Origin of the sequence: Pleurocapsa sp. PCC 7327, from assembly GCF_000317025.1 — a bacterium.
Taxonomy (GTDB): Bacteria; Cyanobacteriota; Cyanobacteriia; order Cyanobacteriales; family Microcystaceae; genus Hydrococcus.
Map to the genome: position 1 here is coordinate 1,236,033 of NC_019689.1, position 14,498 is coordinate 1,250,530.

Genomic DNA, 14,498 nt, shown 5'->3' on the forward strand with positions numbered 1-14,498 from the left:
ATAAACTCTGCGATCGCGTCATTTTAGTCTTTTCTAATGCCAAATTCTGCTGTTTTCTTTACCATTCTTTGATTTCTTTAGAAAATATTAATAGTGTATCTAATAAAACTTTACAATCAGGGAGTAGTTTACTAGGATAAACCTGCTGTTAAATGTCAGGAGTCTAGTTAATGTTATCTCTGGGACTAGAAGACAAAGTAATTTTTGTCACTGGCGGCAATCGAGGCATTGGCGCTACCGTAGTGAGTTTGCTGCAACAGTTGGGAGCCAAGGTAGCTTACACTTATCGCTCTAGCAATCATTATTACGATGGGGATCTTCCCAATGGCGCCCTTCCGATAGAAGCAGATGTCACCGATGCAGCAGCATTAGAGGCAGCCGCTCGACGGGTGGAAGAGAAGTTAGGAGCTGTATATGGGGTAGTCGCCAACGCGGGAATTACTAAAGATAATTTCTATCCCAAATTAACCCATGACGATTGGGATGCAGTGATCGACGTTAACTTGAAGGGAGTCAACCACACAATTAAGCCCTTTATTTCAGGAATGTACGAGCGGGGAGAAGGATCGCTCGTCTGCGTTAGTTCGATTTCAGGAGAAAGGGGCAATGTCGGTCAAACCAACTATGCTGCCACAAAAGCAGCAGTAATCGGTCTTGTCAAGTCTCTAGCCAGAGAAGCAGCCCGCTATGGGGTACGGGCTAACGTAGTGTCTCCTGGATTCATCGAGACTGACATGACTAAGGGACTTCCAGATAAAGTGAAAGACAAAGTTACTGCCGAGATTCCTTTCCGTCGTTTCGGTAAACCAGAGGATGTTGCTTGGGCAGTAGCATTCCTTCTCTCGCCAGTAGCTAGCAACTATGTTACTGGAGAAGTGCTGCGAGTTAATGGTGCCCACCACACCTAAAACAGCTCGCCATATTAGGTTACGACGATTGACTTAGCGATCTAGGATTGTCTTCCTTGCGATCGCATCCCTTCGATAAGATTAAACCTTACTTTCCCAGGCTGCCGTAAAAAAATCTTCCTCGCACAAAAGTGCATAGCGATAGGTTTCTCGCACTAAATCGGTTGCAGTTGCATAGCGATCGCATAAACTCTCTAATAGCTGGGCTAGTTTTTCAAATTCTGGAGAGCTATAAGCTAAAATCCAATTGGCATATTGATGGTCGGGAATGCCATTTTGAGCAAGTTGTTGCCCTAAAAACGCATAAAGGCGCATGCAAGGACTCATCGCAACTGCCGTCACTCCAACATCGCTGCCCCAAGCCGTTGCCAGTAAAAAATCTGTATAGCGACGAGTGGCAGGAGCCGGCTTAACTTCTCGTAAGTTAACCCCCCACTGATTTGCATAGTCTTCATGCAAGCGCAATTCTTCTAAAACTCCTTCCGCCAGTCGATGAAAGGTACAAAATCCTTCCCAATCATAAGCTTTTGCCGCAGCAATACTATATGCACGAGCAAAAGCTTCTAGGAAAAAGGCATCTTGACCCACATAAAACGCAAATTTTTCTCGCTCTAGAGTTCCTGTCGCAATTCCTCGGACGAAAGAATTTTCAAGACAAGCTCGAGCCAATTCTTGATGGCTTTGCCATAATTCTTTACTAAGCATAGTGATTACATAATCAAAAAGCTACGAGAAATTGCAAAAGTAAAGAGGCAGCTCCTTGTAGAAACCTCATGAATCCTGAAGTTTCTTCTGGCTCTTGATTCGACTGACGAATGGCTTCCATGGTTACCAAAAAATTCTGGGAAGCATCAAAGCCAGGTTTATTTTGTTGCTTTTGGAAGAGTTGAGAAGCCATTTCAGCATCTTTTTTGGCTTGTCCTTGTTTGCCCAAACGGTAATTGGCAATACCGCGAGCCAAGTAGGCAGGTGCAAATTGGGGATCGAGGGATAAGGATTGATTATAATGTTCGATCGCGGCTACGTGATTTCCTTTTTTACTTTCGACCAAACCCCAGCCGTAAAATTGTTGTGGAGATCCGGCATAGGTAGGAATTCCATAAGCTCCTTGGACGTAAGCGGTATCGAGTTTCGTCCCAATTAAATTGGCATTGGTGAGATAGGCACTTCTGAGATCGGTACCATCTAAAATTGCCCCAGCTAAATTAGCACCAACTAGGTTGGCGCCATACAAAGAAGCTCCCGCAAGATTTGCCCCGCTAAGATCCGCTCCAGTGAGATTGGCTTGACTCAGGTTTGCCCCACTCAAGTTAGCTCCCCGCAGGTTGACGCCAGCGAGGTTGGACATGACTAAACCAGCCCCGCTTAGCTCGCACTGACTGCATTCTCTCGTAGATAGCAACTGACGGAGATGTTCTAGATTTTCTGCGCGAACGGGAATTGATAGCCCGATCGCAGATAAAATTGTAGTGATAGCAAGGAGATTGAATTTCATATAGCTTCCTCAATGGTTTCTAGTAAATTTAGGCTAGCAATAGCTGCTTGGTATGAAAATTTAATTATCAGATATTTTAGAGTCACAAAAGCGAATCTGGGTTTCTTAGCTTGAGGCAATAATTAACCAAGTGCGATTCGGTTTAAAATTGAAATATTACTTAACAATTGAGAAAGAAAAGCCATGGCAGCCAAAGTCGAAATTTACACCTGGAGTTCCTGTCCTTTCTGCATTCGTGCCAAAGCTTTGTTAGGTAAGAAAGGCGTCGAGTTTACCGAATACGTTATTGATGGCGATGAGGAAGCTAGAGCCTTAATGGCAGAGCGAGCCAACGGACGCAGAAGTCTACCCCAAATCTTTATCGACAATCGACATGTCGGCGGCTGCGACGATCTATATGCCTTAGAATCGCAAGGTCAACTCGATCCCCTTCTGCAAGGCAACGTTGCATAGCTTGAAAAGCAAGAGACTGGGGGACTGGGAGTGTAAGGAGTGTGGGAAGAGGAAGAGGACTTGTGAGACTCCGAAGAAGACAAACAACTAACAACTGTACGGGCGGTTTTTTAGATTAACTGTAGGTAAATCTCTCGCGTTTTTAAATAAACCTGCCCCTACTAACTCCTAACTACTAACCAATCTCCAATCGAAAATCCAAAATCGAAAATGAAATTAGCATTTATTATCGATCCCATATCTAGACTCGATCCGGGACACGATACTAGCGTGGCACTCATGGAGGCAGCACAAACTCTCGGACACGAAGTTTGGATTACTCAGGTACATCAGTTGAGCGTTATCGGGGGTACGGCTTGGGCAACGCTGCAAAAAGTTCGGCTGACTCCAGTAAAACTGGCGAACGGACGTTGGGTTAGCGATCCCAATTGGTATCAGCTTTCGGATGGGGTGTTGACTTGTCTCGAAGATATGGACGCGGTTTTCATGCGAACCGATCCTCCCGTCACCATGCGCTATCTCTATGCAACGTACATTCTGGAGTTAATTAATCCAGCCAAAACCTTGGTAATTAATTCGCCGCAAGGGTTAAGAGAAGCGAATGAAAAAATGTACACCTTGCAATTTCATCAAGTGATGCCGGAAACGATCGTCAGTCAGGATAAATCGATTATTCGGCAATTTGTAGAGGAGAAAAAATTTGCTGTCCTTAAGCCATTAGGTGGAAAAGCAGGCGAGGGGATTTTATTTTTAGATCCGAGCGATCGCAATTTTAACTCCATCATCGAAGTTAGCACTCAACACGGACGGGAACCCGTCATGATTCAACAATATCTCCCAGAAGCCAAAGATGGAGATAAGCGCATTATCATGCTCAATGGCGAACCCATTGGGGCAGTTAATCGAGTTCCTACGGGTAGCGAGTTTCGCGGCAATATGGCAGTTGGGGGAAAAGTAGAAAAAACAAACATCACAGAAAGAGAACGGGAAATCTGTGCCGCTGTTGGACCTAAGTTGCGAGATAATGGCTTGTATTTTGTTGGATTGGATGTCATTGGCGGCTATTTGACTGAGGTAAATGTGACCAGCCCCACGGGAATTCGAGAGATCGATCGCCTTAACAATACGAATCTAGGCAAACAAGTCATCCAATGGTTAGAGAAGGCAATTCCCAGTCCGTAAGCTCGATCGCGATCTTACAGAAAGTTAGATAGAGATATTTTTCAAATATTGACGAATATCCGTAGAACAATTCCTTTTAATCCATCGTCGATCGAGTTTTAAAGACTCGAATAATATTAAATCCGTTTAATTGACCATAATACGTAGTGCATTCGCGTAGCGTGCGCGTAAGCGCATACGTCTAGCTCGCTTTTCATCCCTGCTCAAACGCAAGCTAGAAGCTCGCACTACTGGTTATTGTGTTTGTTCGATCGGATTTGATATAAATATATCGAGGAGTAGTTTACTAGCGTAACTCTCCCAATAAAGGGGCAGCTTTTAGTAACTTTTGGGTGTAGGGATGCTGAGGATTGGTGAAAATCTCTTCTGTCTCGCCGAGTTCGACAATCTTACCTGCATTCATTACGGCAATGCGATCGCACAGAAATCTGGCCACCCAGAGATCGTGAGTAATAAAGAGATAAGTCAGATTAAATTCTTTCTTTAACTCTAACATTAAATCTAAAACTTGCGTCTGGACGCTAGCATCTAACATGCTGACAGGTTCGTCGCAGATGAGTAACTGAGGATGAGTAATTAACGCGCGGGCGATCGCAACTCTTTGTTGTTGTCCCCCGGATAAATCGCTAGGATAGCGATAATAATAATCTTCCACAGGCGTTAATCCCACCCGTTTGAGCATTCTTTCTACTCGCTCTTTGGCTTGTGCGGGAGTTGCTAACTGATGGATAAATAAGGGATCGGTAATGCTTTCTCCTATGGTCATTAAAGGATTGAGACAAGCATGGGGATCTTGAAACACCATTTGTATGTGACGGCGTTTTTGGCGCATTTGTTGGGGGGAAAGTCGGGTTAAATCTTCTCCCAAAAACTCTACCGCTCCAGAAGTGGGACGAATTAACTGTAAAATCGTTCGAGATAGCGTACTTTTGCCACACCCGGATTCTCCTACCAATCCCAAGATTTCTCCTGGATATAGCTCAAAATTCACTTCATCAACGGCTTTGATAACCTTTTTTTCTTTTGAAAGCCATTGCTCTAAAAGATTTCCTTCTAAGGTATAGTATTGCTTTAAATCTATAACTTTTAATAGCGGGATTGGTTGTTGGTGACTTGTGTGAGTTTGTAACTCCCGAACGGGCATACTGTCATTCGTCTCTACGGCTGACTTCTCCTCTAAATGAATATGCAAGGCGGCTTTTAGGAGAGACTGGGTATATTGATGCTGGGGATGATGGAAAATTGATTTTACCGAACCTGTTTCGACAATTTTGCCCCCGTACATTACGGCAATGCGATCGCAGTATTCCCCTACCATGGCTAAATCGTGAGAAATCATTAAAAGTGCCATCTCATGCTCGTTGCACAGGCGGGTAAGTTCCTGCAAGATCTCCGAGGCAACGGTAACATCTAAGCTAGTCGTGGGTTCGTCTGCCACAATCGCGTTAGGATTGAGGAGTAAGGCAAGCGCGATCGCGACTCTTTGACGCATTCCGCCGCTAAACTCGTGGGGATACTGCCCCCAGCGATTGGCAGGGATTTTTACCTTTTCTAGGGTTGCAAGTGCTTTTTCCTTGGCTTGGCGGCGCGATAATTGAGGTTGATGCGCTCTGAGAGTTTCGATACAATGCTCTCCAATCGTCATCAGGGGATCGAGGCGCGTCATAGGATCTTGAAAGACTAACGCAACTACCTCTCCCCGAAATTGTCGCAATTGCACGGAATTGAGACCGAAGACTGGCTTTCCTCTATACTTAATCTGTCCTTCGATACGAGATGAAGGAGGCAGCAAGCGCATTGCCGCGCGTCCTATCGTCGATTTTCCGCATCCCGATTCTCCTATCAGTCCAAGTTTTTCGCCTTTGTTGAGAGTAAACGAGACATCATCAACTGCCCAATCAATTTTTTCTGTAGCGCGATGGCTGGGATAGGCAACCCGCAAATTTTCTACGCAAAATAAGGGTTCGGTCATCATTGCTCAGTGATTCGCACAATCTTGATGATGTATTATCTTAGGACTTTTGCGAGAATCAAAGGAGTTTCCTTTGCACACCAAAAGTGACAATCTTATGTCAATGGCTTTCCAAGAGAAGTTTTTACTTATTCGCTCTCAAATGTCAGGATAGCTTGACAAAAACCGATCGAATTATCAACGCGATCGCGGATCGCTGCTAATCGTTGCTCTGAGGTGGCTGCTTGTTTGGATGACCTCAAAAAGAGAATATCCGTTCCCAACAGCCGTAGCGCTCGGTGCATCTCCGTTTGCATCGACTGAAAGTGCGAAGCGAAAGTTCCCTCTAGTTCGTCGCTTTCCAAGAGCATAACCTCTTCTTGGAAGACTTGTTGAATTTGCTGAAACTTTTCCTGTATAACAGTTACCCTGGAATTAGGAGAATCGAGCTGCTCCCGCAACCCTCTTAAGAGAGTTAACAATTTTTGATAGGCATTTTGGTGTAATGTTGGTAACATACGGCACCAGATTGCGCTAAAATCTGTTAAATAATATTAATTTTTTGGGAGAGACTGACATCAAGTCAAGTTCTTACCCAGTGGAATCGTTAAAAGAAGGTTTTAATTTTCATACCTAACACTGGTTCTGGTGCTACAGAATAGGAATGCGCGCCAGCAGCGTCAGGATTCAACTAACTATAGTAGTAGGTTTTATCGAGAGCAGTCTGTTAACTCCCTGCCTTATGATTATCTTTCTCAAGACCTCCTTCTCTTCTACTTTTTACTCGTCCAAGCACGCCTTCTATGAACGCAACTACCATTACTCTCCCCAATACTGTCAATGCCTCTGAAGCTTCTCAATCCCTAGAGCTTCCCGATTGGCTGCAAGAATGTTTGATTGCCTATAAATCCGATCCTAAAGGCGATCGCGCGGAAGAACTGAGCCTCATTTGTCGCGCCTTTAACTTTGCCTATGAGCTTCACGAAGGGCAATACCGCAAATCGGGAGAACCTTACATCGCCCATCCCATCGCTGTAGCGAGTTTGCTGCGGGACTTGGGGGGAGATAAAGCAATGATTGCGGCAGGATTTCTTCACGATGTCGTCGAAGATACGGACGTGACGCTAGAAGAGATCGAGGAAAGGTTTGGGGCGGAGGTACGCCAGCTAGTAGAAGGGGTCACTAAATTATCGAAATTTAATTTTTCCAGCAAAACCGAACGTCAAGCCGAAAACTTTCGTCGCATGTTCCTGGCGATGGCAAAAGATATTCGCGTCATCATCGTCAAACTAGCGGATCGCCTGCACAACATGCGTACCCTAGAGCATCTCAAACCCGAAAAACAGCGCAGCATTGCTTTAGAAACGCGAGAAATCTTTGCGCCGTTGGCTAACCGTTTGGGGATCGGGCGCTTAAAGTGGGAATTAGAAGATTTAGCCTTTAAGTATTTAGAACCAGAAGCCTATCGGGCAGTTCAATCTCTAGTGGCAGAAAAACGAACCGATCGCGAGGCGAGACTAGAAAAAGTTTCCGAAATGCTGCGAGAGCGCTTGACCAGTTTGGGAATTAACGTTCGAGAAATCAAAGGGCGACCCAAACATCTCTATGGAATCTACCAGAAGATGCAACGTCAGCAGAAGGAATTTCACGAAATTTATGATATCGCCGCGCTGAGAATTATCGTAGACAGCAAAGACGAATGCTATCGCGCGCTAGCAGTCGTTCACGATGCGTTTAGACCCATTCCAGGTCGCTTTAAAGATTACATCGGACTGCCAAAACCTAACCGCTATCAATCGCTGCATACGACGGTTGTCGGGTTAAACGGTCGTCCCATGGAAGTGCAAATTCGGACGCTGGAAATGCACCACATTGCCGAATACGGGATTGCTGCCCACTGGAAATATAAGGAAACCGGAGGTTCCAGTACTGCCCAGCTATCGCAAGAAGATGAGAAATTTACTTGGTTGCGCCAGCTACTGGAGTGGCAAAACGACCTCAAAGACGCTCAGGAATATGTGGACAATCTCAAAGATAATCTGTTTGAAGATGACGTCTACGTTTTTACTCCCAAAGGAGATGTAGTTGCCCTAGCGCAAGGAGCAACGCCAGTCGATTTCGCCTATCATATTCACACTGAAATCGGACATCACATGAAAGGGGCGCGGATTAACGGGCGATGGTCGGTATTGGATACGCCCTTGCAAAATGGCGACATCGTAGAAATTATTACTCAGAAAAACGCTCATCCCAGTTTAGACTGGCTTAACTTCGTCGTTACGCCAAGCGCCCGCAATCGCATTCGTCAATGGTACAAGCGATCGCGCCGAGAAGAAAACATCGCACGCGGGCGGGAATTATTAGAAAAAGAACTGGGCAAAAGCGGTTTAGAAGCTTTGCTCAAATCGGAACCAATGCAAGTGGTTGCCGAACGATGTAACTATCAAACCGTCGAAGACTTGTTGGCGGCACTCGGTTACGGGGAACTTACCTCGAATCAAGTAGTCAACCGATTGCGAGAAATAACCATTAAAGCGCAACAAGCTGAGATGGAGATGGATGAAGCAGACGTACTAACCGAGCTAACCCCGCCAACGCCAGCTCGTCATGTGACTAGCACCACGAGCAGTAAATCTCCGATCGCTGGCGTTGAAGGACTACTGTATCATATCGCTAAATGTTGTCATCCCATTCCCGGCGAAGCGATTGTCGGCGTTGTCGGCCGCGGTTCCAGAGGCATTGCCATTCATCGTCAGGGTTGCGTCAATGCCGAGAACGCGCCAGTAGAGAGGTTAATTCCCGTCAAGTGGAATCCAATCGACAGCAACGGACGACCTCAAACTTATCCGGTCGATATTCAAATTGAAGCGATCGACCGAGTGGGAGTCTTAAAAGATATCCTGTCTCGCTTGAGCGATCAAAATATCAACGTTCGCAATGCTGGCGTAAAAACCAGTAGTGGCAAACCAGCGTTGATTTCTTTAAGTATTGACATTCAGGATCGCCAACAGCTCGATCGCACCTTCGATCGCATTAAAAATATGAGCGACGTTATCGATATCCGTCGAGTCGGTCAAGTAGCTCCCGATCTAGTCAAATAAAGCAATCAAAAATAAACACTCGCCCGTTCTTTAAAAGCGAGTGCTATGCCTTTAGGACCTAGGGAGAATTGGCGATTGTCGCAATACCTGTCCCAATTCTCGTTTAATAGGCATCTTGTAATTCATAGAAATCTGGCGAGACATAATCCTTACGCAGAGGCCAGCCCACCCAATCTTCCGGCATCAAAATTCGCTTGAGATTCGGGTGTCCCTCATAGACAATGCCATACATATCGTAGCTTTCGCGTTCTTGCCAGTCGGCTCCTTTCCAAATCCAGTATACCGAAGGCACCCTAGGATTATCTCGCGGCAGAAAGACTTTTAGTCGAACTTCTTCAGGGCGATCGGCATCGTCACTGACCTTGATAAGATGATAAAAACTAACTAACTCTTTTCCGGGACCGAGATCGTAAGCGCCTTGGCACTGGAGATAGTTAAATCCGTAGGCATAGAGCGCGGTAGCAATAGGAATGAGAAACTCTGGCTCTACCTTGATTAGCTCGACTCCTAAATGATCTACCTCAAGCGCTGTATTCTCGAAGCCATTTTCCGTCAGCCAGCTAGAGATCTTACCCGCCTGGACAATTGCAGAGGCTTCTGGTGCTTCACCTGTCGGCTTATCTGACTGAGTTTCTTCAGCCACGGTTAACTTCCTCCTTTTGTTTCTGTGACGCTGCTAGAGCGGGTGGAACTGGCATTCCCATCGCTTCGGTCAACTCCAGCGGTGGCATTTCGCGAGTTCCAGCCCGGAGATATTTACCCGTCAGAATTGGCTCTACTACCTTCATACTGTGGGTAGTGCTATAGTAGCGATGGGTTTGCTGTGTTACCGCTGCTCTATCTTGAATCGAATCATTGGCAATTTTTTTGCGCAGCTTGATAATCGCGTCGATAATTGCTTCCGGACGAGGCGGGCAGCCAGGAATATAAACATCAACCGGAATCAGCTTATCGACTCCTCTGACTGCCGTCGTCGAGTCAACGCTAAACATTCCGCCCGTGATAGTGCAAGCTCCCATGGCGATGACATATTTCGGTTCTGGCATCTCTTCGTAGAGGCGAACCAGCGCTGGTGCCATTTTCATGGTAATCGTGCCTGCGGTGATAATCAAATCTGCTTGTCGGGGACTAGAACGGGGAACTAAACCAAAGCGGTCAAAATCAAACCGTGCGCCAATCAAGGCAGCAAATTCAATAAAACAACAGGCGGTTCCGTACAGTAAGGGCCAGAGGCTGGACAATCGCGCCCAGTTGTAGAGATCGTCTACAGTGGTTAAAATGACATTTTCCGACAGATCTTGCGTGACCTGAGTGCGATTAATTGGATTGAGGATTTTTTCTTTTTGCTGCTGCTCTAGGGCAGCTTCGTTGGTAGTTAAATTAGGACTCATAGTTTTCGATCGCTGTATCAAATAAGTGCTGGTAACGATTTCAGGATTCAGTTAACGGAACCAGCGAGTTAACCGATTACCGAACACCGAACTCCGGCTAAGACCATTCTAGAGCGCCTTTTCTCCAAGCATAGACAAGAGCGACGACCAGAATGGCAATAAAAATGAGCGCTTCGACGAAAGCGAGCAGTCCGAGACGATTAAAGGCAACTGCCCAAGGATATAAAAACACGGTTTCTACGTCAAAGACGACGAAAACCAGAGCAAACATGTAATAGCGAATATTGAACTGAATCCAAGCTCCTCCGATGGGTTCCATTCCAGATTCGTAGGTGGTACGTCGTTCTGGACCGCCACCGCTAGGTCGTAAAAGTTTTGACGCTGTTAGAGCTAGGATAGGAACTAGGCTGCAAGCTAGTAGGAAACCAAGTAAATATTCATACCCAGAAAGGACAAACACTGCGACCTTAATACTCCTCTTAACAAATAACCCTCAGCCGAGAAGACCTGCGTTATTTTTGTTACAGTTACCTATTATAAAGGTTTCGTTAAAGTTTCTTCTCTCAGAGAGTTTATCAAAGAAGTTATTAGCAATATAAAACCGTCTAATCCTCTGGTAACGATCCTTGCAACTGGAAGCTTGAAGGAGTTGGAAAAGCTTTCGACGATGGCTCGAAAAAAAGCTTAAAAGAGGCAGGGGATTGAAAAATATTTTTAGACATGAGTTCTAAATAGGGCAGTGGCGCTTTGGCATCATTACTGCTGACCGTAGTACTGTAAGGTTTGAGGCGTTGGGGCGATCTGCTCGTTCGTTCCGGTTCTTGTTTGACGATTCCTAGCGCTTGTGCCGTTTGAATCTGCCGCTCTAAATTCTGAGTTGAGGAGACTAGATTGCCCAGTCCGTTAACCAAGTTGCGCAGATTGTCTCGGAATGCCGGATCGCCAGTGAGATCGTCTAGGTCTGAAGTAATTTTCTGGGCATTTTCAAAGGTGGCTCTAGCCGAGTCCAAGGTGCGCTGCAATGTTAGGGCATTGGCAGGATCGTTGAGCATCCCAGAAAGTTCTCGCAGATTGGTTGATGTTGCGGCTGCATTAGCTACTAACGTTTCTAAGTTCTGTACGATTTTTTGAGTGTCAGAAGTAGCCAGTCCCGTATTTACCTGTTCTACCAACTTTTGTAGCTCTTGACTGGTGCGATCGATATTATTGAGGGTTGCGCTTAGATTGGTTCGATTCTCTTCGATCAAACTGTTCAAACTGTTTGCCAGTTCAGAAGTATTATTGAGCGTCCTCTGTAAAGTGCTGCGATTTTCTGCGAGTAAACTATTGGCGTTGTCGATAAACTGAGTTGTTTCATTGGCTGTTTTCGTCAGTGCCTCAGTTGTATCGGAAACGCCTTGAATTTCTCTGTTAACCGTCACAGACAAACGGGCTAAAACATCGCTTAGTTTGGCAATACGCTCGGCAGCTACAGAAGCGCTTTGGGCAGCACCAGTAATACTGTTAAAGAATTTTGGATCGGTATAAAGTTCGCTTAGACGAGCAAGATTTTCGAAAAGCTGAACGCCGGGATCGCCCTTGAGGCGATCGCCTTCACAAATAATTGCTTGGGAATTACAATCGGGACTAAGCGGATTGAAAGCCTGAGTATCCGAGGGAAGCGCTCCCAGGGGAGTGATGTCTACCGATGCTTCGCCGATTAATCCGTAGCGATTGGTTTGGATTCTCACCTGGCGGGGAAGAATGACGTTAGCCGAGGAAATTTCTAGAACGACATCAACATTCTTCAGCCCGGGGTTCATGGCAGCAATTTTGCCCACTGTCACGCCTCGATAGCGAACGGGAGCGCCGATTTGCAGACCGCTAACGTCACTAAATTCAGCGATGAATTGGTAGTTCCGTTGACCGAATCCCCCACCCCGCAGCCAAATAGCCAGTCCGCCAAATAATACTAATCCCAACAGGGCAAATAATCCAACCGTGCCTTCTCGAACCGTTCGCGATCGCAGCATCTGTATTCCTCACTTTGTCTCAACATCAAAGGTTTTATGACTACACTAGCTCAATCGATGACTTTGATCGGACCGCGAACGCTAGCGCTAAAAAATTGCCGTACCATGGGGTGATCGGTGGTATCGATTTCCCCACAGCTTCCTTGCCATTGAATTTTCCCGTCATAGAGAAACACAATGCGATCGGCGGTGCGGCGAATCGTACTCTGCTGATGTGTCACCATCACGTAGGTATCGCATCCTCCCGGACTGCGTTGCAGGTGACGGACTAAATCTTCGATAACGGTTGAAGCAATGGGATCGAGACCTGCGGTAGGTTCGTCGTAGAGGAGAACTTCGGGGTTATCCTGAGGGTTTTCGGGATTGGACATAATTGCCCTAGCAAAGCTTACTCGTTTGCGCATCCCGCCAGACAGTTCGGCAGGGTAGCGATCGCCAATGCCGCGTAACCCCACCACTTCGAGTTTTTCCTCGACCAGTTCCCGAATTTTCTCGCCAGGGAGCTTGGAGTGTTGATAGAGAAAAAAACCAACGTTCTCTTCGACGGTTAGGGAATCGAATAAGGCTGCCTGCTGAAACACCAAAGAGATGCGGAGACTATCCTCTTCATCTTCGATTAATCCTAGCCGCCGTTTGCCCTTGATATAGATTTCGCCCGAATCGATGGGAATCAAGCCAGCGATCGCCCGTAGGACTGTCGACTTGCCCGTTCCAGAAGGACCGATAATAACCAGTGCTTCCCCTCGATAGATACTCAAGTCTATGTGGTCAAGAATCACCTTGTCGCCAAACGACTTGCAAACCCCTCTCAGTTCGATCAAAGGCTCTTGTGTCATGTGTCTTGAGTTAGCAGTCCTTAGTCAAGCATAGCGAATGACTAGAGACTAATAACTATAACCGATGGCTAGTTTTCTTCTGACACTTCCAAACCGAATACCCGATTGAAGGCTTTTTCGACTTTATAGCCGGATTCGATCGACTCCAGGGGGTCTTTGCGCAGTCGGTGCCGCAGAGCCAAGGTAATTACCCGACGAATATCGTCTACCGTCACGGTCGTGCGCCCTTCAAAGGCTGCTAGGGCTTTAGCGGCGCGATTGGTGACGATATCTCCTCTCAAGCCATCGACATCGAGAGCGGAACAAACTTCGGAAATTTTAATGCGCAAATCGTAATCGATTTCGACTTGGGGCAGAAGTTTTTGAGCGTTAATAATCTTCTCTTGCAGCGCTTCTTGTTCGGGTTGGTATTTTTCGCAGAATTTTTGGGGATTGCTGTCAAATTCGGAGCGCTGCTCGACGATTTGCACTCTCAGCGCGGGTTCTTTGACGGTGTGAATTTCGGCGTGCATGCCAAAGCGATCGAGCAACTGAGGTCGCAATTCTCCTTCTTCTGGGTTGCCGGAACCTACCAGCACGAAACGGGCGGGGTGGCGAATGGAAATTCCTTCTCGTTCGACGGTATTCCAACCGCTAGCGGCAGAATCCAATAAAACGTCTACGAGGTGATCGTCGAGCAAGTTGACTTCATCGACGTAGAGAATGCCTCGATTAGCTTTTGCCAGCAGTCCGGGTTCAAAGGCTTTCACCCCTTCGGAGAGGGCTTTTTCAATGTCGATCGTGCCGCAAACTCTATCTTCAGTGGCTCCTAGAGGCAAGTCAACCATGGGAACTTTCTTTTTGACAATTTGTAGGGGAATTTGTTTCTCTAGTTGCTCCCGAACGCGATCGCTCATTAGATCGGGATCGTAGGGATCGGAATTGAAGGGATCGTCGGCGACGACTTCAATTTCTGGCAATAAATCGGCTAAGGCCCGAATTGTCGTCGATTTGCCAGTGCCGCGATCGCCCATAATCATTACCCCGCCAATTTTCGGATCGATTACATTGAGGATGAGAGCGAGTTTCATTTCTTCTTGACCTACAATCGCGGTGAAGGGGAAAATTACGCGACGAGTCTTTGGAGGTGCTTGGAGGGTTGCAGTCATATCTGGTTTAGTTGTGTCAGT

The 14,498-nt window shown here is 46.4% G+C and carries 14 protein-coding genes; 4 read left to right on the forward strand and 10 right to left on the reverse strand.

The features are described 5' to 3' along the window. Nucleotides 1–170: 170 nt before the first annotated feature. A complete protein-coding gene (phaB, locus tag PLE7327_RS05535) occupies nt 171–908 on the forward strand; it encodes an acetoacetyl-CoA reductase PhaB (protein WP_015142876.1) in 738 nt (245 codons plus the stop codon). Nucleotides 909–989: 81 nt separating this feature from the next. Here phaB and PLE7327_RS05540 read toward each other — a convergent pair whose 3' ends face one another. Together PLE7327_RS05540 and PLE7327_RS05545 are read right to left on the reverse strand one after the other, a co-directional pair. After that, nucleotides 990–1,613 carry a TenA family protein gene (locus PLE7327_RS05540; protein ID WP_015142877.1) on the reverse strand — a complete coding sequence of 208 codons (624 nt, stop codon included), beginning with the start codon at nt 1,611–1,613 and terminating at the stop codon, nt 990–992. A 13-nt stretch (nt 1,614–1,626) separates the two neighbouring features. Continuing rightward, nucleotides 1,627–2,403 carry a pentapeptide repeat-containing protein gene (locus PLE7327_RS05545; RefSeq protein ID WP_015142878.1) on the reverse strand — a complete coding sequence of 259 codons (777 nt, stop codon included), beginning with the start codon at nt 2,401–2,403 and terminating at the stop codon, nt 1,627–1,629. Nucleotides 2,404–2,586: 183 nt separating this feature from the next. Here PLE7327_RS05545 and grxC point away from each other — a divergent pair, with 183 nt between their 5' ends. Then, the gene (gene grxC / locus PLE7327_RS05550) at nt 2,587–2,856 is read left to right on the forward strand and encodes a glutaredoxin 3 (protein WP_015142879.1); all 270 of its coding nucleotides are present in this window, start codon (nt 2,587–2,589) and stop codon (nt 2,854–2,856) included. Nucleotides 2,857–3,066: 210 nt separating this feature from the next. Beyond that, complete coding sequence (gene gshB / locus PLE7327_RS05555) at nt 3,067–4,038, forward strand: glutathione synthase (protein WP_015142880.1); 972 nt, start codon at nt 3,067–3,069, stop codon at nt 4,036–4,038. A 286-nt stretch (nt 4,039–4,324) separates the two neighbouring features. On the opposite strand, the gene PLE7327_RS05560 is transcribed toward gshB, so the two are convergent. Next, the gene (locus tag PLE7327_RS05560) at nt 4,325–6,010 is read right to left on the reverse strand and encodes an ABC transporter ATP-binding protein (RefSeq protein ID WP_015142881.1); all 1,686 of its coding nucleotides are present in this window, start codon (nt 6,008–6,010) and stop codon (nt 4,325–4,327) included. Nucleotides 6,011–6,138: 128 nt separating this feature from the next. After that, on the reverse strand, nt 6,139–6,507 hold the full coding sequence (gene patD / locus PLE7327_RS05565) for a heterocyst frequency control protein PatD (RefSeq protein WP_015142882.1): 369 nt from the start codon (nt 6,505–6,507) through the stop codon (nt 6,139–6,141). Nucleotides 6,508–6,792: 285 nt separating this feature from the next. Here patD and PLE7327_RS05570 point away from each other — a divergent pair, with 285 nt between their 5' ends. Further along, nucleotides 6,793–9,090, forward strand: coding sequence for a bifunctional (p)ppGpp synthetase/guanosine-3',5'-bis(diphosphate) 3'-pyrophosphohydrolase (locus PLE7327_RS05570; protein ID WP_015142883.1), 2,298 nt, complete (start codon nt 6,793–6,795; stop codon nt 9,088–9,090). Nucleotides 9,091–9,193: 103 nt separating this feature from the next. Here PLE7327_RS05570 and PLE7327_RS05575 read toward each other — a convergent pair whose 3' ends face one another. The 6 genes from PLE7327_RS05575 to bchI form a co-directional block, all read right to left on the reverse strand. Next, nucleotides 9,194–9,733: an NAD(P)H-quinone oxidoreductase subunit J gene (locus PLE7327_RS05575; RefSeq protein WP_015142884.1), complete on the reverse strand. Its 540-nt coding sequence runs from the start codon at nt 9,731–9,733 to the stop codon at nt 9,194–9,196. Next, nucleotides 9,726–10,481 carry a photosynthetic/respiratory NAD(P)H-quinone oxidoreductase subunit K gene (gene ndhK, locus PLE7327_RS05580; RefSeq protein ID WP_015142885.1) on the reverse strand — a complete coding sequence of 252 codons (756 nt, stop codon included), beginning with the start codon at nt 10,479–10,481 and terminating at the stop codon, nt 9,726–9,728. Before ndhK ends, PLE7327_RS05575 begins: the two co-directional genes overlap by 8 nt. Before the next feature lie 97 nt (nt 10,482–10,578). Beyond that, complete coding sequence (gene ndhC / locus PLE7327_RS05585; RefSeq protein WP_015142886.1) at nt 10,579–10,941, reverse strand: photosynthetic/respiratory NAD(P)H-quinone oxidoreductase subunit C; 363 nt, start codon at nt 10,939–10,941, stop codon at nt 10,579–10,581. Between the two features lie 145 nt (nt 10,942–11,086). Then, nucleotides 11,087–12,493, reverse strand: coding sequence for an MlaD family protein (locus tag PLE7327_RS05590; RefSeq protein WP_015142887.1), 1,407 nt, complete (start codon nt 12,491–12,493; stop codon nt 11,087–11,089). Between the two features lie 50 nt (nt 12,494–12,543). Continuing rightward, nucleotides 12,544–13,329, reverse strand: a complete 786-nt coding sequence (locus tag PLE7327_RS05595) for an ABC transporter ATP-binding protein (RefSeq protein WP_015142888.1) — start codon at nt 13,327–13,329, stop codon at nt 12,544–12,546. A 68-nt stretch (nt 13,330–13,397) separates the two neighbouring features. Then, on the reverse strand, nt 13,398–14,477 hold the full coding sequence (gene bchI / locus PLE7327_RS05600; protein WP_015142889.1) for a magnesium chelatase ATPase subunit I: 1,080 nt from the start codon (nt 14,475–14,477) through the stop codon (nt 13,398–13,400). Between the last annotated feature and the right edge of the window lie 21 nt (nt 14,478–14,498).